The 25,490-nt window shown below is 63.2% G+C and carries 23 protein-coding genes; 10 read left to right on the top strand and 13 right to left on the bottom strand.

All coding sequences use genetic code 11. The annotated features are described in order from the left end of the window. Positions 1-361 precede the first annotated feature (361 nt). The 5 genes from DK366_RS21715 to DK366_RS05525 all read left to right on the top strand — a co-directional run bounded on the left by DK366_RS21715 (position 362) and on the right by DK366_RS05525 (position 5,689). Complete coding sequence (locus DK366_RS21715) at positions 362-697, top strand: glycine zipper 2TM domain-containing protein (protein ID WP_109124525.1); 336 nt, start codon at positions 362-364, stop codon at positions 695-697. A gap of 73 nt (positions 698-770) precedes the next feature. Continuing rightward, entirely contained in the window at positions 771-1,289 is a 519-nt protein-coding gene (locus DK366_RS05540) for a hypothetical protein (protein WP_109124524.1), read from the top strand. Between the two features lie 134 nt (positions 1,290-1,423). Then, positions 1,424-2,179, top strand: coding sequence for a response regulator transcription factor (locus DK366_RS05535; protein ID WP_109124523.1), 756 nt, complete (start codon positions 1,424-1,426; stop codon positions 2,177-2,179). 246 nt (positions 2,180-2,425) lie between these two features. Beyond that, on the top strand, positions 2,426-3,538 hold the full coding sequence (locus DK366_RS05530; RefSeq protein ID WP_232820925.1) for a glycosyltransferase family 4 protein: 1,113 nt from the start codon (positions 2,426-2,428) through the stop codon (positions 3,536-3,538). A 9-nt stretch (positions 3,539-3,547) separates the two neighbouring features. After that, entirely contained in the window at positions 3,548-5,689 is a 2,142-nt protein-coding gene (locus DK366_RS05525; protein WP_232820924.1) for an amylo-alpha-1,6-glucosidase, read from the top strand. Between the two features lie 4 nt (positions 5,690-5,693). Here the strand turns inward: DK366_RS05525 and DK366_RS05520 are convergent, their stop codons facing one another. Together DK366_RS05520 and DK366_RS05515 are read right to left on the bottom strand one after the other, a co-directional pair. Further along, entirely contained in the window at positions 5,694-5,921 is a 228-nt protein-coding gene (locus tag DK366_RS05520; protein WP_109124522.1) for a hypothetical protein, read from the bottom strand. 65 nt (positions 5,922-5,986) lie between these two features. Next, a complete protein-coding gene (locus DK366_RS05515; RefSeq protein WP_109124521.1) occupies positions 5,987-6,574 on the bottom strand; it encodes a hypothetical protein in 588 nt (195 codons plus the stop codon). Positions 6,575-6,675: 101 nt separating this feature from the next. Here DK366_RS05515 and DK366_RS05510 point away from each other — a divergent pair, with 101 nt between their 5' ends. Beyond that, positions 6,676-7,722 (top strand): DNA topoisomerase IB, encoded by a 1,047-nt coding sequence (locus DK366_RS05510; RefSeq protein WP_109124520.1) that lies wholly within the window; start codon positions 6,676-6,678, stop codon positions 7,720-7,722. A 7-nt stretch (positions 7,723-7,729) separates the two neighbouring features. On the opposite strand, the gene DK366_RS05505 is transcribed toward DK366_RS05510, so the two are convergent. Further along, a complete protein-coding gene (locus DK366_RS05505) occupies positions 7,730-8,704 on the bottom strand; it encodes a GlxA family transcriptional regulator (RefSeq protein ID WP_198651434.1) in 975 nt (324 codons plus the stop codon). A gap of 135 nt (positions 8,705-8,839) precedes the next feature. Here DK366_RS05505 and DK366_RS05500 point away from each other — a divergent pair, with 135 nt between their 5' ends. Next, positions 8,840-9,478, top strand: a complete 639-nt coding sequence (locus tag DK366_RS05500) for an HD domain-containing protein (protein WP_109124518.1) — start codon at positions 8,840-8,842, stop codon at positions 9,476-9,478. Positions 9,479-9,540: 62 nt separating this feature from the next. On the opposite strand, the gene DK366_RS05495 is transcribed toward DK366_RS05500, so the two are convergent. Together DK366_RS05495 and DK366_RS05490 are read right to left on the bottom strand one after the other, a co-directional pair. Beyond that, positions 9,541-10,284 carry a DUF4440 domain-containing protein gene (locus DK366_RS05495; RefSeq protein ID WP_198651433.1) on the bottom strand — a complete coding sequence of 248 codons (744 nt, stop codon included), beginning with the start codon at positions 10,282-10,284 and terminating at the stop codon, positions 9,541-9,543. Positions 10,285-10,394: 110 nt separating this feature from the next. Beyond that, on the bottom strand, positions 10,395-10,607 hold the full coding sequence (locus DK366_RS05490) for a hypothetical protein (protein ID WP_109124516.1): 213 nt from the start codon (positions 10,605-10,607) through the stop codon (positions 10,395-10,397). A gap of 357 nt (positions 10,608-10,964) precedes the next feature. Between DK366_RS05490 and DK366_RS05485 the strand changes: the two genes are divergently transcribed. After that, positions 10,965-12,878, top strand: a complete 1,914-nt coding sequence (locus DK366_RS05485) for an FTR1 family protein (RefSeq protein WP_232820923.1) — start codon at positions 10,965-10,967, stop codon at positions 12,876-12,878. Between the two features lie 94 nt (positions 12,879-12,972). On the opposite strand, the gene DK366_RS05480 is transcribed toward DK366_RS05485, so the two are convergent. The 8 genes from DK366_RS05480 to DK366_RS05445 form a co-directional block, all read right to left on the bottom strand. Continuing rightward, positions 12,973-16,059, bottom strand: a complete 3,087-nt coding sequence (locus tag DK366_RS05480) for an error-prone DNA polymerase (protein ID WP_198651432.1) — start codon at positions 16,057-16,059, stop codon at positions 12,973-12,975. 139 nt (positions 16,060-16,198) lie between these two features. After that, on the bottom strand, positions 16,199-17,611 hold the full coding sequence (locus tag DK366_RS05475) for a DNA polymerase Y family protein (protein ID WP_109124514.1): 1,413 nt from the start codon (positions 17,609-17,611) through the stop codon (positions 16,199-16,201). Positions 17,612-17,627: 16 nt separating this feature from the next. Further along, positions 17,628-18,251, bottom strand: coding sequence for a translesion DNA synthesis-associated protein ImuA (gene imuA, locus DK366_RS05470; protein WP_109124513.1), 624 nt, complete (start codon positions 18,249-18,251; stop codon positions 17,628-17,630). 12 nt (positions 18,252-18,263) lie between these two features. After that, a complete protein-coding gene (locus tag DK366_RS05465; RefSeq protein ID WP_232820922.1) occupies positions 18,264-18,833 on the bottom strand; it encodes a S24 family peptidase in 570 nt (189 codons plus the stop codon). Between the two features lie 111 nt (positions 18,834-18,944). Next, positions 18,945-20,051: a glycosyltransferase gene (locus DK366_RS05460; protein WP_109124511.1), complete on the bottom strand. Its 1,107-nt coding sequence runs from the start codon at positions 20,049-20,051 to the stop codon at positions 18,945-18,947. A 164-nt stretch (positions 20,052-20,215) separates the two neighbouring features. Continuing rightward, positions 20,216-21,352, bottom strand: a complete 1,137-nt coding sequence (gene hpnH / locus DK366_RS05455; protein ID WP_109124510.1) for an adenosyl-hopene transferase HpnH — start codon at positions 21,350-21,352, stop codon at positions 20,216-20,218. 112 nt (positions 21,353-21,464) lie between these two features. After that, positions 21,465-22,073: an isopentenyl-diphosphate Delta-isomerase gene (gene idi, locus DK366_RS05450; protein WP_232820921.1), complete on the bottom strand. Its 609-nt coding sequence runs from the start codon at positions 22,071-22,073 to the stop codon at positions 21,465-21,467. 167 nt (positions 22,074-22,240) lie between these two features. Next, the gene (locus DK366_RS05445) at positions 22,241-22,777 is read right to left on the bottom strand and encodes a DUF2147 domain-containing protein (protein WP_157956460.1); all 537 of its coding nucleotides are present in this window, start codon (positions 22,775-22,777) and stop codon (positions 22,241-22,243) included. Between the two features lie 54 nt (positions 22,778-22,831). On the opposite strand from DK366_RS05445, the gene hpnI reads away from it, so the two are divergent. Further along, positions 22,832-24,004 carry a bacteriohopanetetrol glucosamine biosynthesis glycosyltransferase HpnI gene (gene hpnI / locus DK366_RS05440; protein ID WP_109124548.1) on the top strand — a complete coding sequence of 391 codons (1,173 nt, stop codon included), beginning with the start codon at positions 22,832-22,834 and terminating at the stop codon, positions 24,002-24,004. Between the two features lie 58 nt (positions 24,005-24,062). After that, a complete protein-coding gene (gene hpnJ / locus DK366_RS05435; RefSeq protein ID WP_109124507.1) occupies positions 24,063-25,490 on the top strand; it encodes a hopanoid biosynthesis associated radical SAM protein HpnJ in 1,428 nt (475 codons plus the stop codon).

The raw sequence follows: 25,490 nt of genomic DNA, 5'->3' as shown, positions 1-25,490 counted from the left end.
GCGCGGGCGGCTCGACCGGCTGGGGCGGGCCCGGCGGGGTCGGCGGCTTCACCGGATCGGGCGTCGGGGCAGGCACTTCACCCCGCGGACCTGACATGCGCTGAACCTTCGAGTTGGCGTGTTTACCGATAAGCATGATGGGCTCCTGCATAAGCAACTCCATCGTGAAAGCCCTGCGTTGAACTGCGTGCCTGCAATGCGTGACACAAATGTGCACGCACTTTGTATTCCAACGGTTCATGGACATCTGCACATCGCCGTGATGTCCGCAACCGCAGCTGACTTGTGCGACTGAATTTTGACCGGGCAGTCACTTCGCGGGGCGTAGCTCTTTCACAGGCCACCAAAGGAGGACATACGCATGAAGACGCGTGCCATTACTTCCCTCGCCTTCGCCATGAGCTTGTGCGCAGGAACCGCATGGGCGCAGAGCGCACCCCAGACGCGCACCGTATGCGAGGACGTACCGGTGAAGCAGATCAACTCCAGCGACACGCATCGCGTGGCCGGCACGGCGATCGGTGCCGTCGCAGGCGGCGTGGTCGGCAATCAGATCGGCGGCGGCAAGGGCAAGACGCTCGCCACCGTCGGCGGCGCTGTTGCCGGTGGCGTGGTGGGCAACCAGGTGCAGAAGGCGCATCAGGACAACAACGCCACGTACACAACGGAACGTCGTTGCCACCAGGAACAGTACTGATGCATGCATCGCCGGCCCCTGGTGGCGCCGCGATGGATCGACAAAAACCCGCACTCATCGAGGAGACCCTTGCATGAATACGTCTGTCTATTGCATGGCCCGCACGCCTGAGCAGGCGGAAGTGATCCTGCTTGAGCTGAAGCAGGCCGGCTTTACCAACAACGATATTTCCGCCCTGCTCCCGGACAAGCGCGGCAACAAGGATTTCGGTCACGAGCACAACACCAAGGCACCGGAAGGCGCTACCGCCGGCGGCATCGCAGGCATGGGTGTGGGTGCGGCACTGGGCTGGCTTGCAGGCATCGGCGCACTGGCCATTCCCGGAGCCGGTCCGTTGATTGCCGCCGGCCCGATCATGGCGGCGCTGAGTGCTGCTGCCGTGGGCACCGCGACCGGTGGCGTGGTCGGCGGACTGGTTGGCCTGGGCATGCCGGAGTTCGAAGCCAAGCGCTTCGACGCGAAAATCCGCGAAGGCAACATCCTGATTTCCGTGCACACGGAGAGCGGCAAGCAGAAAGACGTGGCCAAGGACGTGTTCAAACGCAACAATGCCGACGACATCTCGACCGCCGGCGAGGCACGGGTGCACTAGCACCCGTGACGCACCCGGCAGAAAGCTGACTGGGGCCGTCGAGGCAAACGAGGTTTTCACACGTGACTCACGACCGGGAAGCTCTGATCCCGGTCATTCGCCACGTACAGCACGCACAGTTGGGGGCCAAGCTCATGCACGCGAAGAAACGCCGATCCGGCTTCATCATCCTCGTCGAGGACAACCGCCAGAACGCTCAGGCCACGGGTGAATACCTGGAGAGCCAGGGCTATACCGTGGACTATGCCTACGACGGCATTACCGGTTTGCACCTGGCGTCGTCGAACGACTATGACGCCATAGTGCTCGACGGCATGCTGCCCGGCATGGACGGCCTGGAGGTTTGTCGCCGCCTGCGTGGTGAACACAAAATCGCCGCGCCCATCCTGATGCTCACCGGCCGCAACACGCTCGATGACAAGGTGGCCGGCCTGGATACCGGCGCCGACGATTACCTGTGCAAGCCTTTCGATTTGCGCGAACTCGAAGCACGCCTGCGCACGCTGATCCGTCGTGAACGTCGCCAGGTGTCGCGCGAAGTGCTCACCGTGGGTGACCTGACCTACGACACCGGCACCTTGAACGTGACACGCGGCGAACAGGAACTCACCCTGTCGCCCATCGGCTTGCGACTGCTGGCCATCCTGATGCGCGAATCGCCGCGCGTGGTGAGCCGTTCGCGCCTGGAGCGCGAAGTTTGGGGCGAATCGCTGCCCGATTCCGACACGTTGCGTTCGCACCTCTACATTTTGCGCCGGGCCATCGACAAGCCGTTCGCCAACCCGTTGATGCATACCCTGCCGACCGCGGGTTACCGCCTGGCAGACATCAAGCCCGCGTCGAAGAGCATGACGCCGCAGGCTGCGAGCCCTTCTCTCGCCATGGCCTGATACCGCACACGCCTGTGATTGACTCAACGGCCGCTGATATCCAGCGGCCGTTTTTTTCGGCTTGATGGCACCGAACGCCGTTTCCACGCCAGCTCCACCTCGCACACCGCAAAGTGAGCAGCAACGGACGCAAGCCTGCCCCGCCCCACGCGAATGTCTCTCGCGCCGCGCCTTGCCGCCTTATCGATGGCATGGCTAAGCCGCCGTGCGCGGTCCCGCCTTTCATCGCCAGGCAAGAACGAAGGGATGCACGACTCCCACGATGACGCACGCGCGTCATCCGGCCCTCGCGAGGTAAACGTGCGTATCGCCCAGATCTCCCCACTCTACGAATCCGTACCGCCTCGGCTCTATGGCGGCACGGAGCGCATCGTTGCCTACCTGACGGATGCACTGGTCAAGCGCGGACACGATGTCACTTTGTTTGCCAGCGCCGATGCACAGACACGCGCCAAACTCAGCGCCACGCGCGCACAGTCCATCCGGCTCGATCCCTCGCCACTGAAGTCCGATCTCGCCGCGCACCTGACATTGCTCTACGAAGTGCAGAGGCAGATGGATCGATTCGATGTGCTGCACTTTCATATCGACCTGATCCACCTGCCCGCCTTCGAAGCGGTGGCGTCCCACACGGTGACTACGCTGCACGGCCGCCTCGACCTGACGGACCTCCCCGACGCCTATGCACGCTGGCCGCAATATCCCCTGGTTTCCATTTCGCGACAGCAGCGCGCACCGCTGCCGCATGCGTCATGGATTGCCACGGTGCCCCACGGCATTCCAGCCGACCTGTATCGCGCCCACCTGAGCGCCGGCGACGGCTATCTCGCCTTCCTGGGACGCATCTCCCCGGAAAAGCGGCCGGACCGCGCCATCGCCATTGCGCTGCGTGCCGGTATTCCACTGCGTATCGCCGCCAAGGTCGATGCCGTGGACCAGGCATATTTCCACGAACACATTGCTCCGCTACTCGACCATCCACTTGTTCAGTTCGTCGGCGAAATCAGCGACAGCGACAAGGAAGCCTTTCTGGGGAACGCGCGCGCCCTGTTGTTTCCCATCGACTGGCCCGAACCCTTCGGCCTGGTGATGATCGAGGCCATGGCATGCGGCACGCCAGTGATCGCATGGAACTGCGGATCGGTGCCCAGCGTCGTCGACGATGGCTTGACCGGCTTCATAGTAAACAGCGAGGACGAAGCCGTGGCGGCCGTGGCTCGCCTTTCACGCCTCAACCGCCGCAGCATCCGAAGCGTCTTCGAACGGCGCTTCACTGCCGACGTCATGGCGGCCGCGTACGAGTCAGTGTATCGCCAAGTGATGATGCCGCCGGCCGACCTTCGCGCTGTGGGCACATGAGACCATCGGATGAATGACGCGTATGCACCGAACGAGATAACCGAAGACCTTCATGTCGGCGAAACGCGGGCCATGTTCGCGCTCAAGGCGGCGCACAGTTTTGCCGTCAGCGATGCACGCGGCGACATGCTGGGCGGCGCCGAAGGCATGTTCCGCAATGACACGCGCGTGTTGTCGCACTGGATACTGGAGCTGGGCGGCATCAAGCCGTCGCTGCTCAGCGGCACGGTAAGCCACGACAACGTCTTGTTTACCGCCGACCTCACCAATGAACCCCTGCCGCCGATTGGCGGCAAGGCGGCGCCCGCCGGCGTCATCCACGTGCAACGTACTCGACTGCTGTGGGACAACCGGCTGTTCGAACAGATCCACCTGCACAACTTCGACGACAGCGACCTGACCGTCCTGGTCTGCCTGCGCTTTCATGCCGATTTCCGCGACATCTTCGAAGTGCGCGGCATGAAGCGCGAACGACGCGGCGACGTGCTGCCACCGGACATCGGCAAGGACCAGGTTCGCCTGGCCTATCGGGGACTGGACGATGTCATGCGGCGCACTGTCATCAATTTCTCGGCAACGCCCACCCAACTCGGGCCGCAGCGCGCGGACTTCGAGATCGCCTTGCCACGCATGGACGGCGTCTCGCTCTACATCGAAGTGGGTGACGAACCGATGCAACCGACACGCGAGCGCTACCGCAGCGCCGCCGCAGCGGCGCGAGCCACCGTGCGCCGTCGACGCCATCGTGGCGCTTGTCTCAAGAGCAACGCGCGCCTGTTCAACAACTGGCTGGATCGCTCGCGTGCGGATATTGCGTTGCTGGTCGCCGACCTTCCCACCGGCCCTTATCCCTACGCGGGCATTCCGTGGTTCTCCACGCCATTCGGGCGGGACGGTCTCATTACGGCCCTGCAAACGCTGTGGGTAGATCCGAGCCTTGCGCGTGGCGTGCTGGCATACCTCGCCAGTCGCCAGGCGACGGAAACCTCGGCGTTCCGCGATTCCGCACTTGGCAAGATCATGCACGAGACACGCGCTGGTGAAATGGCATCGCTGGGCGAAGTGCCGTTCGGGCTGTATTACGGCGGCGTGGACTCCACGCCATTGTTCGTGATGCTTGCCGGGGCCTACGCCGAACGCACGGCGGACCTTGCCTTTATCGACAATCTGTGGCCCTCGCTGAAAGCCGCACTGGGCTGGATCGAAACCACCTGCGATGCTCACAGCCACGGCTTTCTCGCGTATGCCCGCGGCGCCGAAGGTGGCCTGGTGAACCAGGGATGGAAGGACAGCAACGACTCCGTGTTCCACGCCGATGGCCGCATTCCCGAAGGCCCGATTGCGCTGATCGAAGTCCAGGGCTACGTCTACGCCGCACTGCGCAGCATGGCCTGGCTGGCCGATCGGCGCGGCGAAGGCGAATGCGCTGGCCGTTGGCGCACGCGTGCCACCAGCATGCGGCACGCCGTGGAAGAACTGTTCTGGGACGAGGAGATGGCTTTCTATGGCATTGCCCGCGATGGTGCCGACGCACTTTGTCGCGTCCGCACGTCCAACGTGGGGCACCTGCTCTATACCGGCCTGCCGCGCAAAAAGCGCGCGCGGCAGGTGATACGACAGCTGCGCTCGGCAGCGTTCGACGGCGGCTGGGGCGTGCGCACGCTGGCCTACGAGCAGGCGCGATTCAACCCCATGTCCTATCACGACGGCTCGGTATGGCCGCACGACGTCGCCATGAGTGCTGCCGGCATGGCGCATTACGGCGAACGCGACGACGTGGTGCGACTGGTCGGCGAAACCTTCGAGGCGGCGACGCATTTCGGCATGCGCCTGCCCGAACTGTTCTGCGGCTTTCCAAGGCGCGCCGGCGAACCACCCGTGGCGTATCCCGTGGCTTGCATGCCGCAGGCTTGGGCAGCCGGCTCCATGTTCATGCTGATGCAGTCCTGCCTGGGCATGGATATCGATGGGCGCCACGGCGTGGTGCGTGTACGACGCCCGCGCCTTCCTCAGGGGATCGATCGACTCATAGTCAATGGCCTGGAAGTTGGCACGGCGCGCGTTAACGTCGGCTTCGAACGCATCGGCGGGCGCGTGGTGACCTTCCGCGAAGGCGGTGCACCGGACGTGCGCATCCGGGTGGACCAGTGAACCGTCAAAAGAGCGGATAGCTCCCCTGCACGCCATGCGTCGATAGCATGGCGCCGATGCGGGCCATCAACCAGTCCTGGTCCAAGGGGTCGCTACGCTGCATCAATTCGTCAGCCAGCGCGGCGAAGCGCGGCCAGAAGTCCGTCGCCTCCGGATGCGAACTGAGCAGCGTCGACACCTCGATATCCAGCACATCAAGGCTGCGTTCCAGGCGAAGGCGGGTTCGGTTCATGGTTGAAGCGTAGGCCGCGATTCATCACGGCCGTGTGGGATTTTCGCGATCCGGACGTGGCCTTTTCAGGCGGCCGCCCGCCATGCCAACGCACGCTCCGGAAAGAAGCCGCCCAGCGGCAAACCCACCGCCTCGCACGCGTCCATCACATAGGCCAGCGAAGCGGCGGCGAGGTTCCGCCGACGTTCCGCCGGCACGTTGAAGGTTTCATATTCGATGGCCTCCAGCATGCGCAGGGACCATTCGTACAGGCCATCACCCTGGCTGGCGAACCACTGCTGCAGCCACGCGCGCAGCGAGTGCAAGGGAAAACCTTCGCGCGATGCAATCTCCGACAACGTCGCCGTCACCTCGGGACAAACACCGCGCAGCCATTCGCTGTAGCCGGCGGCCTCGTCCGGCACCGACAAAGGCGCCGGTGAGCGCTCGTTGGCATGACGGACAAGAATGTCGCGTTCGATGCGGCGGGCTTGCGCCAGACGCTCGGTTTCCAGCAAAAGCCCGCGATCCAGATCGAACACGTCAAAGAAGCGGCGATGCAACGTACGCATGCGAACCAGCGGCTGGCGCGAATAGCCGACCTTGATCAGGTCCTGGTCCCGCCATGGCAGCAGGTAGACGAACGTGCGGCCCTTGGCGAGGGTGCGGGGCATGACGAATTCATCCATGGCGCGATGGTCGCACAGGCAGCAACGCACCCGGTGCTCACAAAAGGCAATCAGCCCATTCACGAACGCCGTGGAAGCTCATCCGCATGACCAGACGCATGACGCCACCGGAGCGTGACGCGGCCTCGGAAGGCCTTGTCTACGTGCATGACGGAGAACCCGGCCTGCATCGCCGGCGCCGCGGCAAGGGATTCATCTATGTGGATGCCCGCGGCCGACGCGTCACACGGCCCAGCGTGATCGAACGCATTCACGCCCTGGCCATACCGCCGGCCTATGCCGACGTATGGATCTGCGCCAATCCCAGGGGCCATCTTCAGGCCACGGGTCGCGATGCGCGTGGACGCAAGCAGTACCGCTACCACTCGCGCTGGCGTCAAGTGCGTGACGAAAGCAAGTTTTCGCACGTGAGCGAATTCGGCGCACTGCTGCCGCGCATCCGTCGCCGCGTGAGAACCGACCTTGCCCTGCCCGGCTGGCCACGGGAAAAAGTGGTGGCATTGATCGTTCGCCTGCTGGACGAAACGCTGATACGCGTCGGCAACGAGGCGTACACCAAGGACAACGGCAGTTACGGATTGACCACCCTGCGCTCGCGGCATGTACGTATCGATGCCGGCGAACTTCACCTGTGCTTCCGGGCCAAGAGTGGCCAGTGGAGCGAGGTGGCGTTGAACAACGACCGGCTTGCACGTCTGCTGCGACGTCTGCAGCAACTGCCGGGACAACGCGTGTTCCAGTACGTGGACGACGACGGCAAACGCCACGCCATCGATTCGGGTATGGTCAACGACTATCTGCGCGAAGCCAGTGGCAGCGATTTCACCGCGAAGGATTTTCGCACCTGGGCAGGCACCGTGATGGCCGTTGGCCTGCTTGCCGAAACGCATGTGCCGAGCACGGCCACCGACAAGGCGAAGCAGGAAGCCATCAACGACGTGGTGCGCGAAGTGGCTGCGCAATTGCGCAATACGCCCAAGGTATGCCGCACGTCGTACATCCACCCGAAAGCCTTCACTGGCTGGGAGGATGGAAGCCTGCATCGGCGCATACCCGCATCCCTGGCCCATCATCCACGCAAGCTGGAACGAGCGACGTTGCGCTTTCTTTCCCAGCGTTCGCGTGCGACATGACCGCTCGTCAGTCCAACGCGACATCCGCCGGACGATGCATGCGCCGATAATCGGCCGGTGTCACGCCAAGACGGCGCACGAACGCCCGGCGCAGGCTGTTGACGTCGGCATAGCCGCACAGGGCGGCCACACGCTTCGGCGCCTCCTTGCCGGCCTCGAGCAGTCGACGCGCCACTTCCACACGCACTTGCTCCACATATTCAGCGGGCGGCACACCGACTTCCTGGTGGAACACGCGAGCGAAGTGCCTGGCACTCAACCCGGCACGCTCGGCGAGTGCAGCCACGGAGTGATCCTCCTCAGGGTGTGCACCAATCCAGCGCTGCAAGGCCTGGATGGTGGCGTGCCCGGCCAGCGCAGCCTCGCCCTGCCGGCTGAATTGCAGCTGCCCGCCAGGCCGCTTGAAGAACATCACCAGTTCGCTGGCTACCTGCATCGCCACATCGCGGCCAAGATCCTCCTCGACCAGCGCCAATGCCAGATCCATGCCCGCCGTAACCCCCGCCGCCGTGCACACCGGCCCGTCGCGCACATAGAGCGCATCCGCCTCCACATCGATGCCGGGATGGCGCTCCTTCAATACATCCACCACGCCCCAATGCGTGGTGACGCGCCGGCCTTCGATCAGCCCGGTGTCGGCGAGTACAAGCGCGCCATTACACACGGAACCGTAGCGTCGACTGCGCTTCGCCACTCGCTGCAGCCACTGGATGGCACTGACATGGCTCGGCGCACGAGCCATGCCCGGTGCGCCGGCAACCAGCACAGTGTCGAATCGGGGCGGGTCGTCGCGAATGGTGAGATCCGGCATCACCCGCACGCCGGACGAGCTTTCGATGGCCCGCGCTGATGCACCCACCACCATGGGGCGATAGACATCGCGCCCCAGCCGGCGATTGGCCTCGGCGAACACGTCGAGCGGGCCGGATACGTCGAGCAGCTGCACGCCCGGCAGGGCAAGAATGGCCATGATTCGGGACACGGAACCTCCGGCGTCCGTTGATGGCACAAAATGGCATGATTTGTAACATTGAGTCAAATCATGCCCTTGCCATTTCAGGCTCCAATGACTGCGAAGCCGGCGCACCGCGTGCCGACCCAGACTGGAGCAACCCCCATGAGCACCATTGCAGGCATTGCCATTCCCGACAGCCAGCTGGCCCGGGAAGTGACCGACCTGGTACGCGACACCGAAACGGAGCTGCTGTACCACCATTCACGCCGTGTGTTCCTGTTCGGCGCGCTGACCGGCCAGCAAAAAAAGCTCGACTACGATCCCGAACTGCTCTACGTGAGCGCCATGTTCCACGACATGGGACTGATGCCGGGCCACAGCAGCCCCGACAAGCGCTTCGAAGTGGACGGCGCCAATGCAGCAGCCGATTTCCTGCGCCGCCACGGCATTGCCAGCGACGCCATCGAAACGGTATGGACCTCCATTGCGTTGCACACCACGCCTGGCATCCCGGAATTCATGCGCCCGGAAATCGCCCTGCTCACTGCTGGCGTGGAAATGGACGTGCTGGGACTGGGTTTTCCGAATGTCACCAACGAAGACCGTGCCAGCGTCGTCAAGGCACACCCACGCAGTGCGCAGTTCAAGCAAGACATCATCGAGGCGTTCTATCAGGGCATTCGCCACAAGCCCGACACCACGTTCGGCAACGTAAAAGCTGATGTGATCGCACTGAAGGAACCGCACTTCCATCGCGGCAACTTCTGCAGCGTCATTCTCAACTCCGCATGGCCGGCCTGATGGCTTCAGGCGATGGTGAGGCACTGGCCTCGCCATCGCCGGTCATCCGCAGGCCATGGCGCTCAGGCTTCCTTGTTGAGCCTCAGGTCGTTGAACTTCCGGCGTTCGATCAGCGTGGTGACCTTGCCATGCTCATCGCGCTGGAAGATCAGCAGGTTGCGCTCGTCATCCGTCCCCATGAAGACATCCTTGGCAACGGGTTGAAGCGTATGCACTTCGCCGCCGGCACGCATGGCAACAGCAAGCGCACCGTGATCCACCGACACGACCCACGCCCGCCCCGGCGCAAAGCGGTAGGTACCGACATAGTCGCCCGGGACAAGACCAGGCACATCCAGGCTGGGTGGTGGCGTGGGAAGAGTCACGTCTTCGGAACCCACCAGCTTCCATTCGCCATCGCGCCTGGCAAAGGTCAGCAGCGCGCGATAGCGCACCACGAACGATTGCCCGAAGTAGGTTTCGCGCTCGTATTCCTCCACGCTGAGCAAGGCGCTGTCGCCATGCAGCCACGCATGCGGATCGCGCATCTCGATGCTGCCGGTGATGCCTGCAGGAAATGCGCGGAGCGATGCGATCGTATCGGCCTTCCCAGCCACGCGACCGAACTCATCGATGATGACGGCATCGTCGGCTACCCAGCGCTGCCACGCGGCCTTGTCGCCGGTGGGAAGTGCATCCATCAGGGCCTGATTGATGTGTACCAGATCGTCGCGCAGCGCCGCAGGCGCCTCGTCAGCCCGCGCGACAGTTCCCAAGCTGATGATGCCAAGCATGCATACGATGATTGCGAATGGCCATCTGCTCATGTCAGCACCTCCGGCGACAGACCTGCAGCATGCGCCCATGCAGGTATGCCGGCCCGTGCTTGAAGTCACTGGGCAGATGCCCCAGCACGCAGGCGCACGACGCCAGCCCGCTAATCGCGATCGCCCCGCTGGATCGCGCGCAGGAACCCAATCACGTGTTCCGCGCGCCCCTGCGCAACCAGTTCACGCGCCGTCAGGCCGCCCAGTTCGGCAATTGGCACCTCGCGATACCACGCCAGCGAGTCGTAGAAGGAGGATTCGATCTTGCGCGCACTTTCCAGCACGGCCAGCGTCGCAGCCAGGGATGGTGCCCGACGCGGCAATGCCTTGTCCGGCTGCTCGCATCGCGCCGGGACGGCGTCATCTAAAGGTGGCGGAAGGACACACATGGGCAGGCGGTCGCGATAAGAGCTCGACCCACCATAGGGGTAACGCCTGGCGGAAAGCTTGCCTCTTACCGCCGTCCATTGAACGTTCCGCGCATACAGCCGCGAGCTTGCATCCATTCGGCTTGCCGGAGCTTCCGCGACGGATGAAGGCCCATCGTCACCTGTCCCTTGCACGCTGCTTCGTGGTCACACGGGAAACGGATCGTCCATTCCTCGGGACATCGCCTTCGAGCAATACCGGAGTACACTTCACAAATGAGAACTAATCGCATTTGTGAAGTGTTGCGTCACTTGGCTGCGATCGCACTGGCGGCCGGGCTGATTTTTTCTTCCGCCCACGCGCAACAGGCGTCCGCCGATCCGGCAACAAGCGTTCCGCAAACCTGGCAAATGCTCGATTATCTGGCCGCCGATTACGCAGGCGCCGTGCATCAAGGCCAGGTGGTCAGCGCGTCGGAGTACGACGAGATGCGCGAGTTTGCGCGCCATGCACGCGAGCGCGTGCAAGCACTGCCGCCCTCCGCCGCCACGCCGACACTGCATGCGCAGGCCGACCAGCTCGTGGCGCTTATCGACGCCAAGGCACCGGAAGCGGATGTGGCGCGCCAGGCCCACGCACTCACCGACACACTGCTGCAGGCCTACCCCATTCCCACCGCGCCCACGAAGGCACCCGACCTTGCGCGTGGCGCTGCCGTCTATCAGTCGCAATGCGCGATCTGCCATGGCGCCACCGGTCATGGCGACGGCCCCGCAGGCAAGCAGCTTTCGCCACCGCCCATCGATTTCACGAATGTGGAGCGCGCCGATCAGCGCAGCGCGCTGTCCCTGTACGAAGTGATCACGCAAGGCGTTGCCGGCACACCCATGGCCAGCTTCGCCGACCGCCTGTCCAGCGACGAACGCTGGTCGCTTGCCTATTACGTCGGCACCCTGGCGTATCCCGCGGCCACTGCGCAGGGTGCGCAAGCGTGGCACGACGACGCGCGCGCACGCGGCGCCATCGCATCCCCCAACGAGCTGGCACGCGCTCGCGTCAGCGAACTCGCCGATGCCGTGGGAGGCACCGCGCAGGCGCGCCTGATCGTGGGCTACCTGCGCGCCCACCCGCAAGCCATCCATGAGGCACTCGCGGGCATTCCGCTGGCACGCACGCGCATCGCCGACAGCGTAAGGGTATTTCGCGATGGCAAAGCGGAAGAAGCGCGACAGCTCGCCCTGTCCGCTTATCTCGATGGCGTCGAACCCGAGGAAGCACGACTGGATGCCCGCAATGCACCACTGCGGGGCCAGATCGAAACCGCCATGGGCGCGTATCGCACGTCGCTGTCGAACGGCGCCTCGAGTGATGCCGTCGCGGCACAAGCCCATGAGGTCGACGGCTTGCTCGCCCAGGCGCAAAGCCTGCTGTCGGAAAGCGCGGCAAGCCCCATGACCACGTTCATCGGCGCACTCACCATCCTGGTGCGCGAGGGCCTGGAAGCGCTGCTTGTCGTGGTCGCCCTGCTCGCTTTTCTGCGCAAGGCGGACCGGCATGACGCCACGCGTTACGTGCATGCTGGCTGGGTACTGGCGCTGCTGGCGGGCGCGGCCACCTGGGCCGTCGCGAGCTACGCCATCTCCATCAGCGGTGCCAGCCGCGAACTCACCGAAGGTCTTTCGTCACTGTTTGCCGCCGCCGTGCTGCTCGGCGTGGGCCTGTGGATGCACCAGAAGAGCATCGGCGGGCGCTGGCAGTCGTACCTGAAGGCGAAGATGACCACGGCGCTCAACCGCCGCTCGGCGTGGTTCGTGTTTGGCCTCACTTTCATCTCGGTATATCGCGAGGTGTTCGAAACCATCCTGTTCTACACCGCCCTGTGGAACGAAGGCCAGGGACAGTGGCTGCTTGCCGGACTGGGCGTGGGCGCCATCATCATTGGCTTCATTGCGTGGCTGCTGTTGCGCACCAGCCAGCGCCTTCCGCTGGGCTTGTTCTTCTCCATCAGCTCCGTGGTGATCGCCGCGCTTGCCATCGTGCTCACCGGCAAGGGCGTGGCCGCGCTGCAGGAAGCGGGATGGACCAGCGTAACGGTCGCGCCAGTTCCTTCCATCGACCTGCTCGGCATCTACCCCACCTGGCAATCGTTGCTGGCGCAGCTGGCCGTGGCACTGATGCTGGCATTCGGGTTCGCATTCAACCGTTGGCGCGCCCGCACGGCCTGACGGCGCGCGGCCGAAACGGTGAAGCATCAACGTGGGCGATAACCCATCGCTCACGTCGCAGCATGGCGGCTCATTGAGCGCCATGCCGCGAAACTCAGTGGAAGTCGCGCGAACGACTGTCGAGCGATCCCAGCAAATCACTCAAATCGTGCAGGCGGTGCGCAATCAGATGGCTCACGCCATCCACATGCTCCCAGCGACCATCGACCGCCAATAGTCGCGATTCGAGAAAGATGCGTCGCTGCCTCTCGGCCACATGCGCCCACACCACCACGTTGATGGGGCCGAATTCGTCTTCGATGGTGACGAACGTGACACCACTGGCGGTTTGCGGCCGTTGACGCTGCGTCACCAGGCCAGCGGCGCGCACGTTGCTGGCGTGCGGACGGTGCTGGAGGCTGCGCGAATCCGTGCATTGCGCCGCACGCAGGCGCTTGCGGATCTGCTGGATCGGGTGCGGGCCCAAGGTAAGTCCCGTGCGCGCGTAGTCAGCCAGCGTGTTTTCGCCCTGCGACGGCGGAGGCAACGACACATCGTCTTCTTTCGGACTGGTGTTGCCGAACAACGGCAGTTGAGCCTCGATGCCCGCCATCGCCCAGCGTGCGCGATGACGATGGCCGGCAATGCCACGCAGGGCATCGGCCTCGGCCAAGGCTTCCTGTTGATGCTTGTTGAGATCGGCGCGAGCGCACAGGTCAGCCACGTCATCGAAGGGACGATGCGCACGAACACGCACCAGTCGCTCCATCACATCCTGCCGGCATCCGCGCACCTGCCGAAAGCCCAGGCGCAGCGCAAAACCGCCACGCGACGTCGCGTCGTCTTCGAGGGTGTTGTCCCAGTCGCTGCAGCGCACATCCACCGGCCGCACCTTGATGCCGTGGCGCTGCGTATCCTGCACGAGCTGGCTGGCGTCGTAGAAGCCCATGGGCTGGGCATTGAGCAGCGCACACATGAAGGCGGCTCGGTAATGGCACTTGAGCCAGCAACTGGCGTAGACCAGCAACGCGAAACTTGCCGCGTGGCTTTCCGGAAATCCATAGGAACCAAAACCCTTGATCTGCTCGAACAGGCGCGCGGCGAATTCCTGCGTGAAACCGTTTTTCAGCATGCCAGCCATCAGCTTCTGGCGATGCATTTCCATGTCGCCGTTGCGCCGCCACGCCGCCATCGAACGGCGCAGCTGATCTGCCTCGCCCGGCGTGTATTCGGCAGCCACGATGGCCAGCTTCATCACCTGCTCTTGAAACAGCGGCACGCCAAGCGTTCGCTCGAAGACATCTTTCAAGGCGTCCGATGGATAGGTAATCGGCTCCTCTCCTCGCTTGCGTCGAAGATAGGGATGCACCATGTCGCCTTGAATAGGTCCTGGGCGTACGATGGCCACCTGGATCACCAGATCATAGAATTTTTCCGGCTGGTGACGCGGCAGCATCGCCATCTGCGCACGCGATTCGATCTGGAACACGCCAATGGTATCGGCGGCACGAATCAGCTTGTACGTGTCGGGATCTTCCTTCGGCATCGACGCAAGCGTTTCCACGCGCCCGTGATGCGCCTCCAAAAGCTTCAGGCATTTGCGAATGCAGGTGAGCATGCCCAGGGCGAGGCAATCGACCTTGAGCAGCTTCATGGTGTCCAGATCGTCCTTGTCCCACTGGATGATGGTGCGATCCGGCATGGACGCGTTTTCCACGGGCACCAGGTGCGACAGGGGCTGGTCGGAAATGACGAAGCCACCCACGTGCTGGGAAAGATGGCGCGGGAAATCCATCAGCTCATGCGTCAGCGCAATCACGCGCCGCAGCAGTGGACTATCCGGATCGAAACCGCGTTCGCGCAGGCGACCATCCAGCGGATCGCCACCGTCCTGCCATGCAAAGGTGCGCGACAACAGGTCGATCTGATCCGATGGCAAGCCGAGTGCACGCGCCACGTCGCGCACGGCGCTGCGCCCGCGATAGCAAATCACCGTAGCCGCCAGTGCAGCGCGTTCACGGCCATATTTTTCGTAGATGTGCTGGATGACCTCTTCGCGGCGCTCGTGCTCGAAATCGATATCGATGTCGGGCGGCTCGTTGCGCTCGGCAGAAATGAAGCGCTCCACCAGCAGCGTGGTGACATCAGGATCGACGGCCGTCACGCCAAGTGCGTAGCAGACCGCCGAATTGGCGGCCGATCCACGCCCCTGGCAAAGAATGTCCTTGCTTCGCGCGAATGAAACGATTTCCTGGACGGTAAGGAAGTACGACTCGTACTCAAGCTTTTCGACCAGCTCAAGCTCGTACTCGACCTGCTTTCTCACCTTGGCCGGCTCGCCTTGCGGCCAGCGCCACTTCAGGCCATCTTCCGTCAACTGACGTAGCCAGGTTGTGGGCGTGTGCCCTTCCGGCACGAGCTCGGACGGGTAGCGATATGTCAGGTCCGTCATCACGAAATGACATCGATCCGCGATGCGCACGCTTTCGGCCAGCAAGTCTTCGGGATAGATGGCCGACAACGCATCGCGTGTCCGAAGGTGACGCTCGCCATTGGGAAACAGCAGGTCGCCCGCCTCGGCCACGGTGCGGTGATGACGAATGGCCGTCATCACGTCCTGCAATGCCCGGCGCCGACGCACGTGCATGTGCACATCACCCGTGGCGACCATCGGCAATGCCAAGGATTCTGCCAGCAACGTCAGCTTGGAAAGTCGCCGTGAGTCATCCGGCCCACGATGTAATTCAACAGCGAGCCACAGGCGGTCACCAAACAGCGATTGCAGCCATTGGCCGTGTTGTGATGGCGCATCACTGGTCGGCAACCACAAGGCCAGCGTGCCGGGCAATGCGTCAGCAAAGTCCGCGCGCGTTACGCGATACTCACCCTTCTCCGCTTCGCGGCGTCCACGCGTGATCAGGGCGCACATCGACACGTAGCCTTCCAGGTTTTCACACAGAAGCACCAATTTCGGGCCGTCTTCCACCTGAAACTCGGCACCCACGATCAGCTTCAGGCCGGTATCACGGGATGCCTCATAGGCGCGAACAATGCCCGCCAATGAACACTCATCCGTGATCGCCAGCGCACGATAGCCGCATTCCTTCGCCCGCTCGAACAGCTCGCGCGCACTCGATGCGCCCCGCTGGAAGGAGAAGTTGGAGAGGCAGTGGAGTTCGGCGTAGTCGTTCACGCTTGTCATCACCGCTGCCCTGCCTATCCGTCATTCCCGCGAAGGCGGGAATCCAGTGACTTTCGCACCTCAAATAAGCAAAGGCACTGGATTCCCGCCTTCGCGGGAATGACGTTGAGGGGCTTTGCAAAGTGGCCGGCAAAGAAACTCACGCAAACCACCCATGCAGCATCCAGCCGCCCTGCTCGCCCGGCGCACAGAACACCCATGCGCACTGCCCTTGCGAGGTTCGCACCACGTAGTAATCGCGGCGTATATCGCCACCGTCCCACCAGCCGGTTTCGATGCGCTCGGGGCCGGCGATCACTTCCGGCGCCGGACCGCGCAAGGGACATGGCGACTCAAGCAACCAAGTGGGACGCGGCAAGGTTTCGGGGGATGTCGCGGCTTTCACGTGCGTCACATCGGATTGTGCTTTTTCAGGGCGTGGATCGACGGTGCGATGCAGTTGCCGGATGGCTTCCTCACCCAGCCGTGCGCGCAGGCGTTCGCGCAGTTGTTCCAGCGGAACGGCGTGCACCGGACGTGCGTCGAACAAATCTCGCCCCGCCGGCACGAACGGCGGAAGCTCGCGCGCCACCAGGCGCATGGCCATCACTGGCTGATGCAATGCCAGACGCTCAAGCCGCCCGCGTGCGCAATCGAACAGCAGCGCGGCATCGCGCGCGGCAGCCAGCATGCCGACCGTGACATGGGTGGGTGGACCGCTGCGATGTTCCAGCTCCAGCTCGAAACGCTGCACACCACCGTCGCGGCCAGCGAGATAAGCGGCAAGGTCGCCTGTGAGCCGGCGCAACGGAAACACCAGCGCCTCCACGTGTTCGATTTCGTGCGTCCATTCCATGCGCTGTTCGAACGCATCCGGTGGGCGGTAGCTGTCCATGGGCGTCGGCTCGTCGCCGGTAAGGCGATCGAGCTGCGCCACCAGGTTCTCGCCAAAACGTCGCTGCAAGCCGGCACGAGGCAACTTGAATACCTGCCCGAGCGTGCGAATGCCCATGGATGGCAACCCTTGCGTGGCGTCATCCGGCAAACGGGCACGCGCGATGGGTACGGGCGCCAGCGCATCGCGAAGCGCCTCCGGCGACATCACGGCGATGCCGTCCTGCATGCCGGCCAGCACATAAGCCGCATGCGGCGTGGGTGCGAGCGCCACACGGTGACGAAAACCGAGTTCCTGCAGATCGTTCCGCAGCAGCGATTCGAAACGCGACCACGGGCCAAACAGGTTGAGGCTGCGGCTGACCTCAAGCACCACGGCGTGCGCGTACAAACCCACTTCCCCACTGTAACGGTATGCCCAGGCAGCGAGCAGGCGATGCCAGCGGCCTTCGTCTTCCGCATCGTGTTCGATCATCGTGAACTGTTGCAGCAATGCCTGCGCAGCCACGAGCTTTTGCCCGCGATAGATGCCGGCCGCACGCGCCGGTGCATTGGCCGCGTGCACGATGCGCGCCTGCGCGGGACCACTTACCAGTACGAGCGGCTCATCCGATGGCGGGCGTCGCCGAAGGACACCGTCCAGCGCCAGTTGCGGCAGCAATACGCAGGCCCACGACATGGTGCAGGCTCTCCTGTCACGACCAGCCGGAGGCGAGCGGCACCGCGCTCACCGGCGGATTGCCACCACGGCACTTGCGTACGCGCACCTGCCATGCAGGCGTGCTTTCCAGCTCCAGCCGCAGGGCGGCCGGCGATGCCTGCACGGCGTGGCGACGATCGCGAAACACGAAGGACAGCGCCTTGCCGGTATCGGCCGCCACCTGCAGGCGACGCAGGGAGCGATCGTCCGCGTGCGCGGGCCACGCCAGCACGGCAGCGCAACTGGCAGAACGCAGGCATTGCTCGGCAGCCCACAGCACGTCGCGCTCATCCGCCTGCACGATATCCACGCGTGACATCACCACGCCGCGCGCCTCCCAGCCCGCCACGTAAGGCACATACGGTGGAGAAATCACCACGACGGGGCGATCTTCGCGCGTCAGCCGCGCCAGCGTGGGCAGCACGAGTTGCAGTTCGCCCACGCCATCGGCGGGCAACAGGATTTCGGTCATCGCATGCTCGGGCCAACCACCCGCCGGCAACACGGCATCGAGCGCGGCCCAACCGGTCGGCTGGCTGCCTGAAGGCACAGGTGCAGCCCGTCCATGCCAGACCTGGCGGCTGTGCAAGAGCGAATCGAGCGCGAGAACCTGGCCCATGGAGCGCTCACCTCAACGCAGGGTTCGCAGGCAACGCGTCACCACGCCCCACACGCTCAACGTCTCGCCTTCGCGAAACACGATGGGCTTGAAGTGCGCGTTCTCGGGCAGCAGTGCGATATGGCCGTCCCCCTTGCCGAGCCGCTTGATGGTCAGCTCGTTGTTCACCACCGCCACCACGATGTCGCCCTGCCGTGGCGCGAGCGCGCGATCCACCAGCACTTCGTCGCCATCGAAAATGCCGGCACCGATCATCGACCAGCCGGACACGCGAATGATGAAGGTGCTCGGCTCGTGGCCGGGCAACACGAGATGCTGATTGAGGTCGACCACTTCGTCGACATCGTCTTCCGCCATCGAGGGTACGCCTGCGGGTACGCGACTGAGGAAAGCCGTCAGGGCGACCGTCGAAGGGTCCAGCGACACCGGGCGAGGCGCGTCCAGCGAGGCCGGGCTGCGATAGGCATCCAGGTACGCAAGCACGGCCGGCACCTGACTGTCAGGGACGCGAATACGCTGACTGGGCTCGCCGGCGGGTCGACCGGCTCCCGGACGGCGTCCACCGTGGTCGGAAGGAGGCATGGGATGACTTGATTACTGGGACGGCAATCAAGATACCACGCCGGCATTCTCATGGATCGAGATTCAGCATCCGCACCCGAAAGATTTCAAACAACTGATTCAAAAGATAATTCAAGCGCCCACACCGTAAACACGCCCCTTCCACTGGGAGCGCACGCCACGCCAGTAGCGGACCGCCGAACTCCAGGTCATGCCCAGGTAAAGGCCCGCCCCCAACGGCAGCAGCAGCGCCCACCACAAGGGCATCCGGTAGTACAGGAGCATGGGCAGGTAGCCCAGCATCATGGCGACCAGCGCCAGCCACGCCAGCGGCCAGACCCCCGGGGCGCCAAGCAGGACCATCGGCACCCCGTAAGCCAGCACAAACAGCGCCGTCACCACCAGCAGCACTACCGTCGAGTAGCCCAGCTGGGTGAAGGCCGAGCGCGCTACCATGCGATGAATGGAGTCGAAGCTGCCGTACGGCCGCAGGCTCACCACATCGCGGCTCAGCCCTATCCATGTGCGTCCGCCAGCACGCTTCACCTGTCGGGCCAGCGTGCAATCGTCGATCAGTGCATCGCGAAGGCTGGCGAAGGCGCCGATGCGCTCCAGCATGCCCGTATCGACCAGGATGCAGCCACCCGCACCCGCCGCCACCAGCGTGGACGGCGAGTTGGATATGGCAAAGGGATAAAGCAGCTTGAAGTAGTAGACGAACGCCGGCAGCAGCAGGCGATCCCAGAAACTGGTGCGGCGAAGATCCGCCATGATCGACACGAACTGGCGCTGCTCGCACTGCTTGTGTTGCAGCAAGGTGGCCAACATGCCTGGACGCAGCTCGATATCCGCATCCAGCAGCAACGTCAGCGATGTGCGCACGTGCTGCCTGCCCTGCTCCAGCGCCCACAGCTTGCCCGCCCAGCCTTCGGGAAGCGGTTCACCCGATATCACGCGAACGCTGGAAAAAGACGATGCGATGCGTGCCGTACCGTCGGTGGATTGGTCGTCGATGACGATGATCTGCAAGCCTTCGCCTTGGGCCTGCAGACCGCGCAACGTTGCGCCAATCACGTCAGCTTCGTTGCGTGCAGGGATGAGCACGGTGATGTCATCGAGGCGCGTACTGGCGGAGACGTCTGCCTCAAGATGTTCGCGCGTGCTCCAGGGGCGCCAAGGTGCGATTAGCAGACCTAGCCACATCACGAGAGGGATGGCGGCGCAGAGAAGTAGCCACATGATTAGCGCCTATAGACGCCCGAAGACTTAGTCACGCCCACACCTCCCTCACCGTCATTCCCGCGAAGGCGGGAATCCAGCGACTTTGCTTGTTGCCTTAAAGCGGAAAGGCACTGGATTCCCGCCTTCGCGGGAATGACGATGAGGTGGTTCGAATGGTGCTATCAGTGCCCAGCATCAACACCCGACGAACGACGCTGAATCGCACTCACCGGAATAAGGATGGCCGTCGCATCCGCCCGATTGCCGTAAAGCACCGGCAAATCCGGCGCCATCGATCCATCCGTGCGCGGCCCGAACGTCGCCACGCGCGCCGCCTTCAGCGGATGCGCAAACGTGTCGTCCACCGCCGTACCCTCAAAACCGCAATGCGCCATGCAGTTGTCGCACTTGGGATTGATGCCGACGCCGTACTTGTCCCAGTCGGTGTCTTCCATCAGCTCCTTGTACGAGCTGGCATAGCCTTCATCCACCAGCAGGTAGCACGGCTTCTGCCAGCCGAAGATGTTGTACGTGGGGTTGGACCATGGCGTGCACTGATAGCTCTGGTTGCCCGCGATGAAGTCCAGGAACATCGACGACTGGTTGAACACCCACTTGCTCTTGCGTTCCTTGCCGATGCGGAACACATCGCGGAACAGGTTCTTGCTCTCCGTGCGCCCGAGGAACACATCCTGCCGCGGTGCATGCTGGTAGCTGTAGCCCGGCGACACCGTAATGCCTTCGATGCCCAGCGACATGGCGAAGTCGAAGAACTTGGCAATCTCCTCCGGCTCTTCATTGTTGAACAGCGTGCAGTTGATGGTGACGCGAAAACCGCGCGACAACGCCAGCTTGATCGCCGCCACGGCCTTGTCGAACACGCCCTCCATGCATACCGACTGGTCGTGCCGTTCCTTCAAGCCATCCAGGTGCACGGACCACGTGAAATACGGCGACGGCTCGTACTCGTCGATATGCTTGGTCAGCAGCAGCGCATTGGTGCACAGGTAGATGAACTTCTCGCGCGCGATCAAACCCCGCACCAGCTGCGGCATCTCCTTGTGGATCAGCGGCTCGCCACCGGGAATGGACACCACCGGCGCACCACATTCGTCCACCGCACGCAGCGCGTCTTCCACGCTCATGCGCTTCTGCAGGATTTCCTTCGGATGATCGATCTTGCCGCAACCTGCACAGGCGAGATTGCACTGAAACAAGGGCTCCAACATCATCGCCAGCGGGTAACGCTTCTGCCCGCTCAGCTTCTTGCCGATGATGTAACGCGCGATCTTGGTTTGCTGAATCAGAGGAATGCCCAACGGAATCTCCTCATCGCTATCGATGGATCGTTACGCGCTGCGCCACATGTCGCAAGCGCCTGGATGTCAGCGGTACACAGAAGCAAATCGAGTATAGCCAGCGGCGCTTCGCTCAGGACGCCAGGCTGGCTGGCGGCGCCAATACGTGCGCATGTTCCCGTCGCAAGCGATCCCATTCAATCTTGAACCACGGCGTGAATCGTTCCGGATGCTCGGCAATTTCCCTATCGAGCGCATCGGGCACGATATAGCGCAGTGCGGCGATCTCATGAATGTTGGCGACAGGTGCCGCATCCGTTCGACCCGCGTAGACCCAGCACAGTTCATGCTCGGCGCCTTCATCGTCGAATTGCGCCTGATACTGGAACTTGAACTGGAACTGGAATTCACACTGCATGCCCAGCTCTTCGCCAAGCCGGCGATGGATGGCGATGTCCATGCTCTCGCCGCGGCGAGGGTGGCTGCAACAGGTATTGGACCAATAGCCCGGCCACAGGCGCTTGCCTTCGGCGCGCTGCTGAAGAAGCACTTCTCCTTTCGTGTTGAACACGAACAGCGAGAACGCGCGATGCAGAATCCCTTGCCCGTGGTGCGCGGCGGCCTTGTCGAGAAATCCGGTTTCCCGATCGTGCTCGTCCACCAGCACCAGCGGCTCGTCCTGGAAGGAAACCACGTTCCTTGACCAGAGTCCTTCGTTGTAATCCAGCTCGCGGCTAGCCAAGGCTCAAACCTCTCTCTTCCGGCGGACGGCTGTAACGCCCGGTCATCACATCTTCGTCACAAATGGCGCGACGCACGCTCGACCGTCAAACGAATGCGCTCTCAGGCTAGCAAGGATGCGTGCGTGCGAGTAGTCCCTCGCAGCGCATCCTGCGACAACGCGAAAACTCAATGCGCATCGGCAGCGCTGCGCGCGACGGCGGGAAACGGCTCGCGCGTGCGCGTCCACGTCGTATTGCCACCCAGCAAGGTAATACCGATATAACCGTGCAAGACAAGGCGATCCGCCGATGGCAGATGGACCTGGCAGTGGTAATCCTTGCCGTTGTCGGAGTTGTAGACATGACCATCGACCCAGGCATGTTCACTGGCGTCGTAACGCAACCCCCAGAGCAGATGCAGCCCCGTCAATGGGCGGGAACGCAGGGATGGATCGGGGTTGTGACGGTCGGTCACCGTCTTGCCGTTGAGCTCCGGGCCGTCTTCCGGCCCATACGTATCGTGCAATTGCCACACGATGGTGCCGCCATAGGTATCGCCCTGGCGTTCGATGCGAATGATGGCGTCACGACTTTGCACCAGCCAGTCGCCCACGATGCCGTCAGCCGCCGAGTCCGCCGACGTCTGCGCCAGCGTCGCGCAAGCCAGGCCGAGCCCGGCGACCAGCCAGAGCCAGCGGCGCAGCCAAAAAGCACGGGTATTCACGAAGTGCATGCAGTAACTTTGGGAGGAATGGTGGATCGCGTCCGAACCGACCTCATGCCGCCCTATCCTCCCGAGTTATCGCTGCTGTCATGGCTGGGCCTTGCACTGGCGTCATGTGCCACGGCGTACGCCTGCCTGAGCCTTTGGGCCTGGTTTCGATGCGAACGCCTGAACAAGCATCGGCGAGCCCGCGTGAACGATCAGGCAAGCCACGCGGTAAGCGTGCTCAAGCCTTTGCATGGCGCCGAACCGCATCTTTACGAAAATCTTCGCGGCTTCTGCCAGCAACAGCACGATCACTACGAAATCCTGTTCGGCGTGCGCGATCCGGATGATGCGGCCATCGCCGTCGTGCAGCGACTGCAGCGTGAATTTCCGGCGCTGCCCATGGCGCTGGTCATTGATCCCACGGTGCATGGCGCCAACTTCAAGGTCAGCAACCTCATCAATCTGCTGGCCCAGGCTCGCCACGATTGGCTGGTGCTGGCCGACAGCGACATCAGCGTGCCGCCGGATTACCTGGCGCGCGTCACGGCACCGCTGGGCGACCCGGGCACCGGCATCGTTACCTGCCTTTATCACGGCGTAGCCGGCAAAAGCATGACGACCCGGCTGGGGCGCCTGTTCATCGATGACTGGTTTGCACCGTCTGTGCGGCTTGCCCATGCCTTCGGCTCCACGCGATTCGCGTTCGGTTCCACGATTGCCCTGCGCCGCGACGCGCTCGAAGCCATCGGCGGCTTTGAAGCACTGGAAGACACCCTGGCCGACGATTTCTGGCTGGGTGAGCGCACGCGCCAGCTTGGCTTGAACACGGTATTGAGCGATGTCGTGGTGGGCACCGACGTTACAGAAACCCATCTGGCGACACTGTGGCCGCATGAACTGCGCTGGCTTCGCACCATCCGCGCCATTTCCCCGGCAGGCTTCGCCTTCAGCTTCATCTGCTTTAGCTGGCCGCTGCTGGCGCTGTCCCTGGCGCTTTCACCCACACTGTCTTGCATGATCGTGACAGGGGTTGGCGGATTGGCGCGTCTCATTCGTTATGGGGCGTCCTGGCGCGGCACCGCAAGGTCTTCCCGATGGCAGGACCTGTGGCTCACCCCTTTTCGCGACGCGCTGATGCTGCTGGAATGGGCGGGCGCGCTGTTCCATTGGCGAGTCCAGTGGCGCGGCCAGGTGCTGCATGCTCGCGATCACGCGCCATCGCGGTATTCTTGGAAATGAAGCTGAAAGTGCGATCACCCACTCATTGCGGACCCCCGCTGCAGGAGCCTGGCAATCCATGAAGACGCTTTTTCTGCAAGCCCCTTCGTTCGACGGTTTCGATGGCGGTGCGGGTTCCCGTTACCAGGCCAAGCGCGAGATCAAGAGTTTCTGGTATCCCACGTGGCTCGCGCAGCCGGCTGCCATGGTGCCCGACTCGCGCGTGCTGGACGCGCCCGTGGAAGAACTGTCGGTCGAAGACACGCTCAACATCGCCAGCGTGTACGACCTGGTGATCATCCATACCAGCACGCCGTCGTTCCCTACCGACGCCAAGTTCGCCGAGCTGCTCAAGGAGCGGCGCCCCAACATCCTCATTGGCATGGTGGGCGCGAAAGTCGCCGTGGAACCCGATGCATCGCTGCTCGCGTCGCCCGCCATCGACTTCGTGGCGCGCGAAGAATTCGACTACACGTGCAAGGAAGTGGCCGAAGGCCGGGCCTTCAAGGACATTGCCGGCATCAGCTACAAGCTGGCCGACGGCACCGTGCAGCACAACCCGTCACGCGCCACCATTGAGCGCATGGACGATCTTCCGTTCGTCGCGCCCATCTACAAGCGCGACCTGAAGATCGACCGCTATTTCATCGGCTACCTGCTGCATCCGTACGTGTCCATCTACACCGGCCGCGGCTGCCGCTCCAAGTGCACCTTCTGCCTGTGGCCGCAGACAGTGGGCGGTCATCGCTATCGCGTGCGTTCGGCGGCCAACGTGCTTGCCGAGGCGAGGTGGATCAAGGAAAACATGCCGGAAGTGCGCGAACTGATGTTCGACGACGACACTTTCACCGACAGTTCCAACATGGATCGCGTGCACGAGATCGCTCGCGGCTTGCACGCCATGGGTTGGACATGGAGCTGCAACGCGAAGGCGAACGTGCCGTACGAGTCGCTGAAGATCATGAAGGACAACGGCCTGCGCCTGCTGCTGGTGGGTTACGAGTCCGGCGACGACCAGATCCTGCACAACATCAAGAAAGGCTTGCGCACCGATATTGCGCGCACCTTCACCGAGAACTGCCGCAAGCTCGGCATCACCGTGCACGGGACCTTCATTCTCGGCTTGCCGGGCGAGACCAAGGAAACCATCGCACGCACCATCGAGTACGCCAAGGCCATCAACCCGCACACCATCCAGGTATCGCTGGCGGCACCGTACCCAGGCACCGCGCTCTACAAGCAGGCCATCGAGAATGGCTGGCTTGAGCACAACACGGCAGCCCACACGGTGAACAACCAGGGCGTGCAGCTGGCCATGATCAGCTACCCGCATTTGTCCAAGGAGGACATTTTCCACGGCGTGGAAACGTTCTATCGCAGTTTCTATTTCCGCCCGTCGAAGATCTGGGAGATCGTGAAAGAGATGGCGGGCAGCTGGGAAATGACCAAACGGCGCTTGCGCGAGGGCGTGGAATTCTTCCGCTTCCTGCGCGCGCACGAGGCATGA

The sequence above is a fragment of the Dyella sp. C11 genome (genome assembly GCF_003121485.1).
Lineage (GTDB): Bacteria > Pseudomonadota > Gammaproteobacteria > Xanthomonadales > Rhodanobacteraceae > Dyella.
This window is presented reverse-complemented; position numbering and strand designations above follow the sequence as displayed.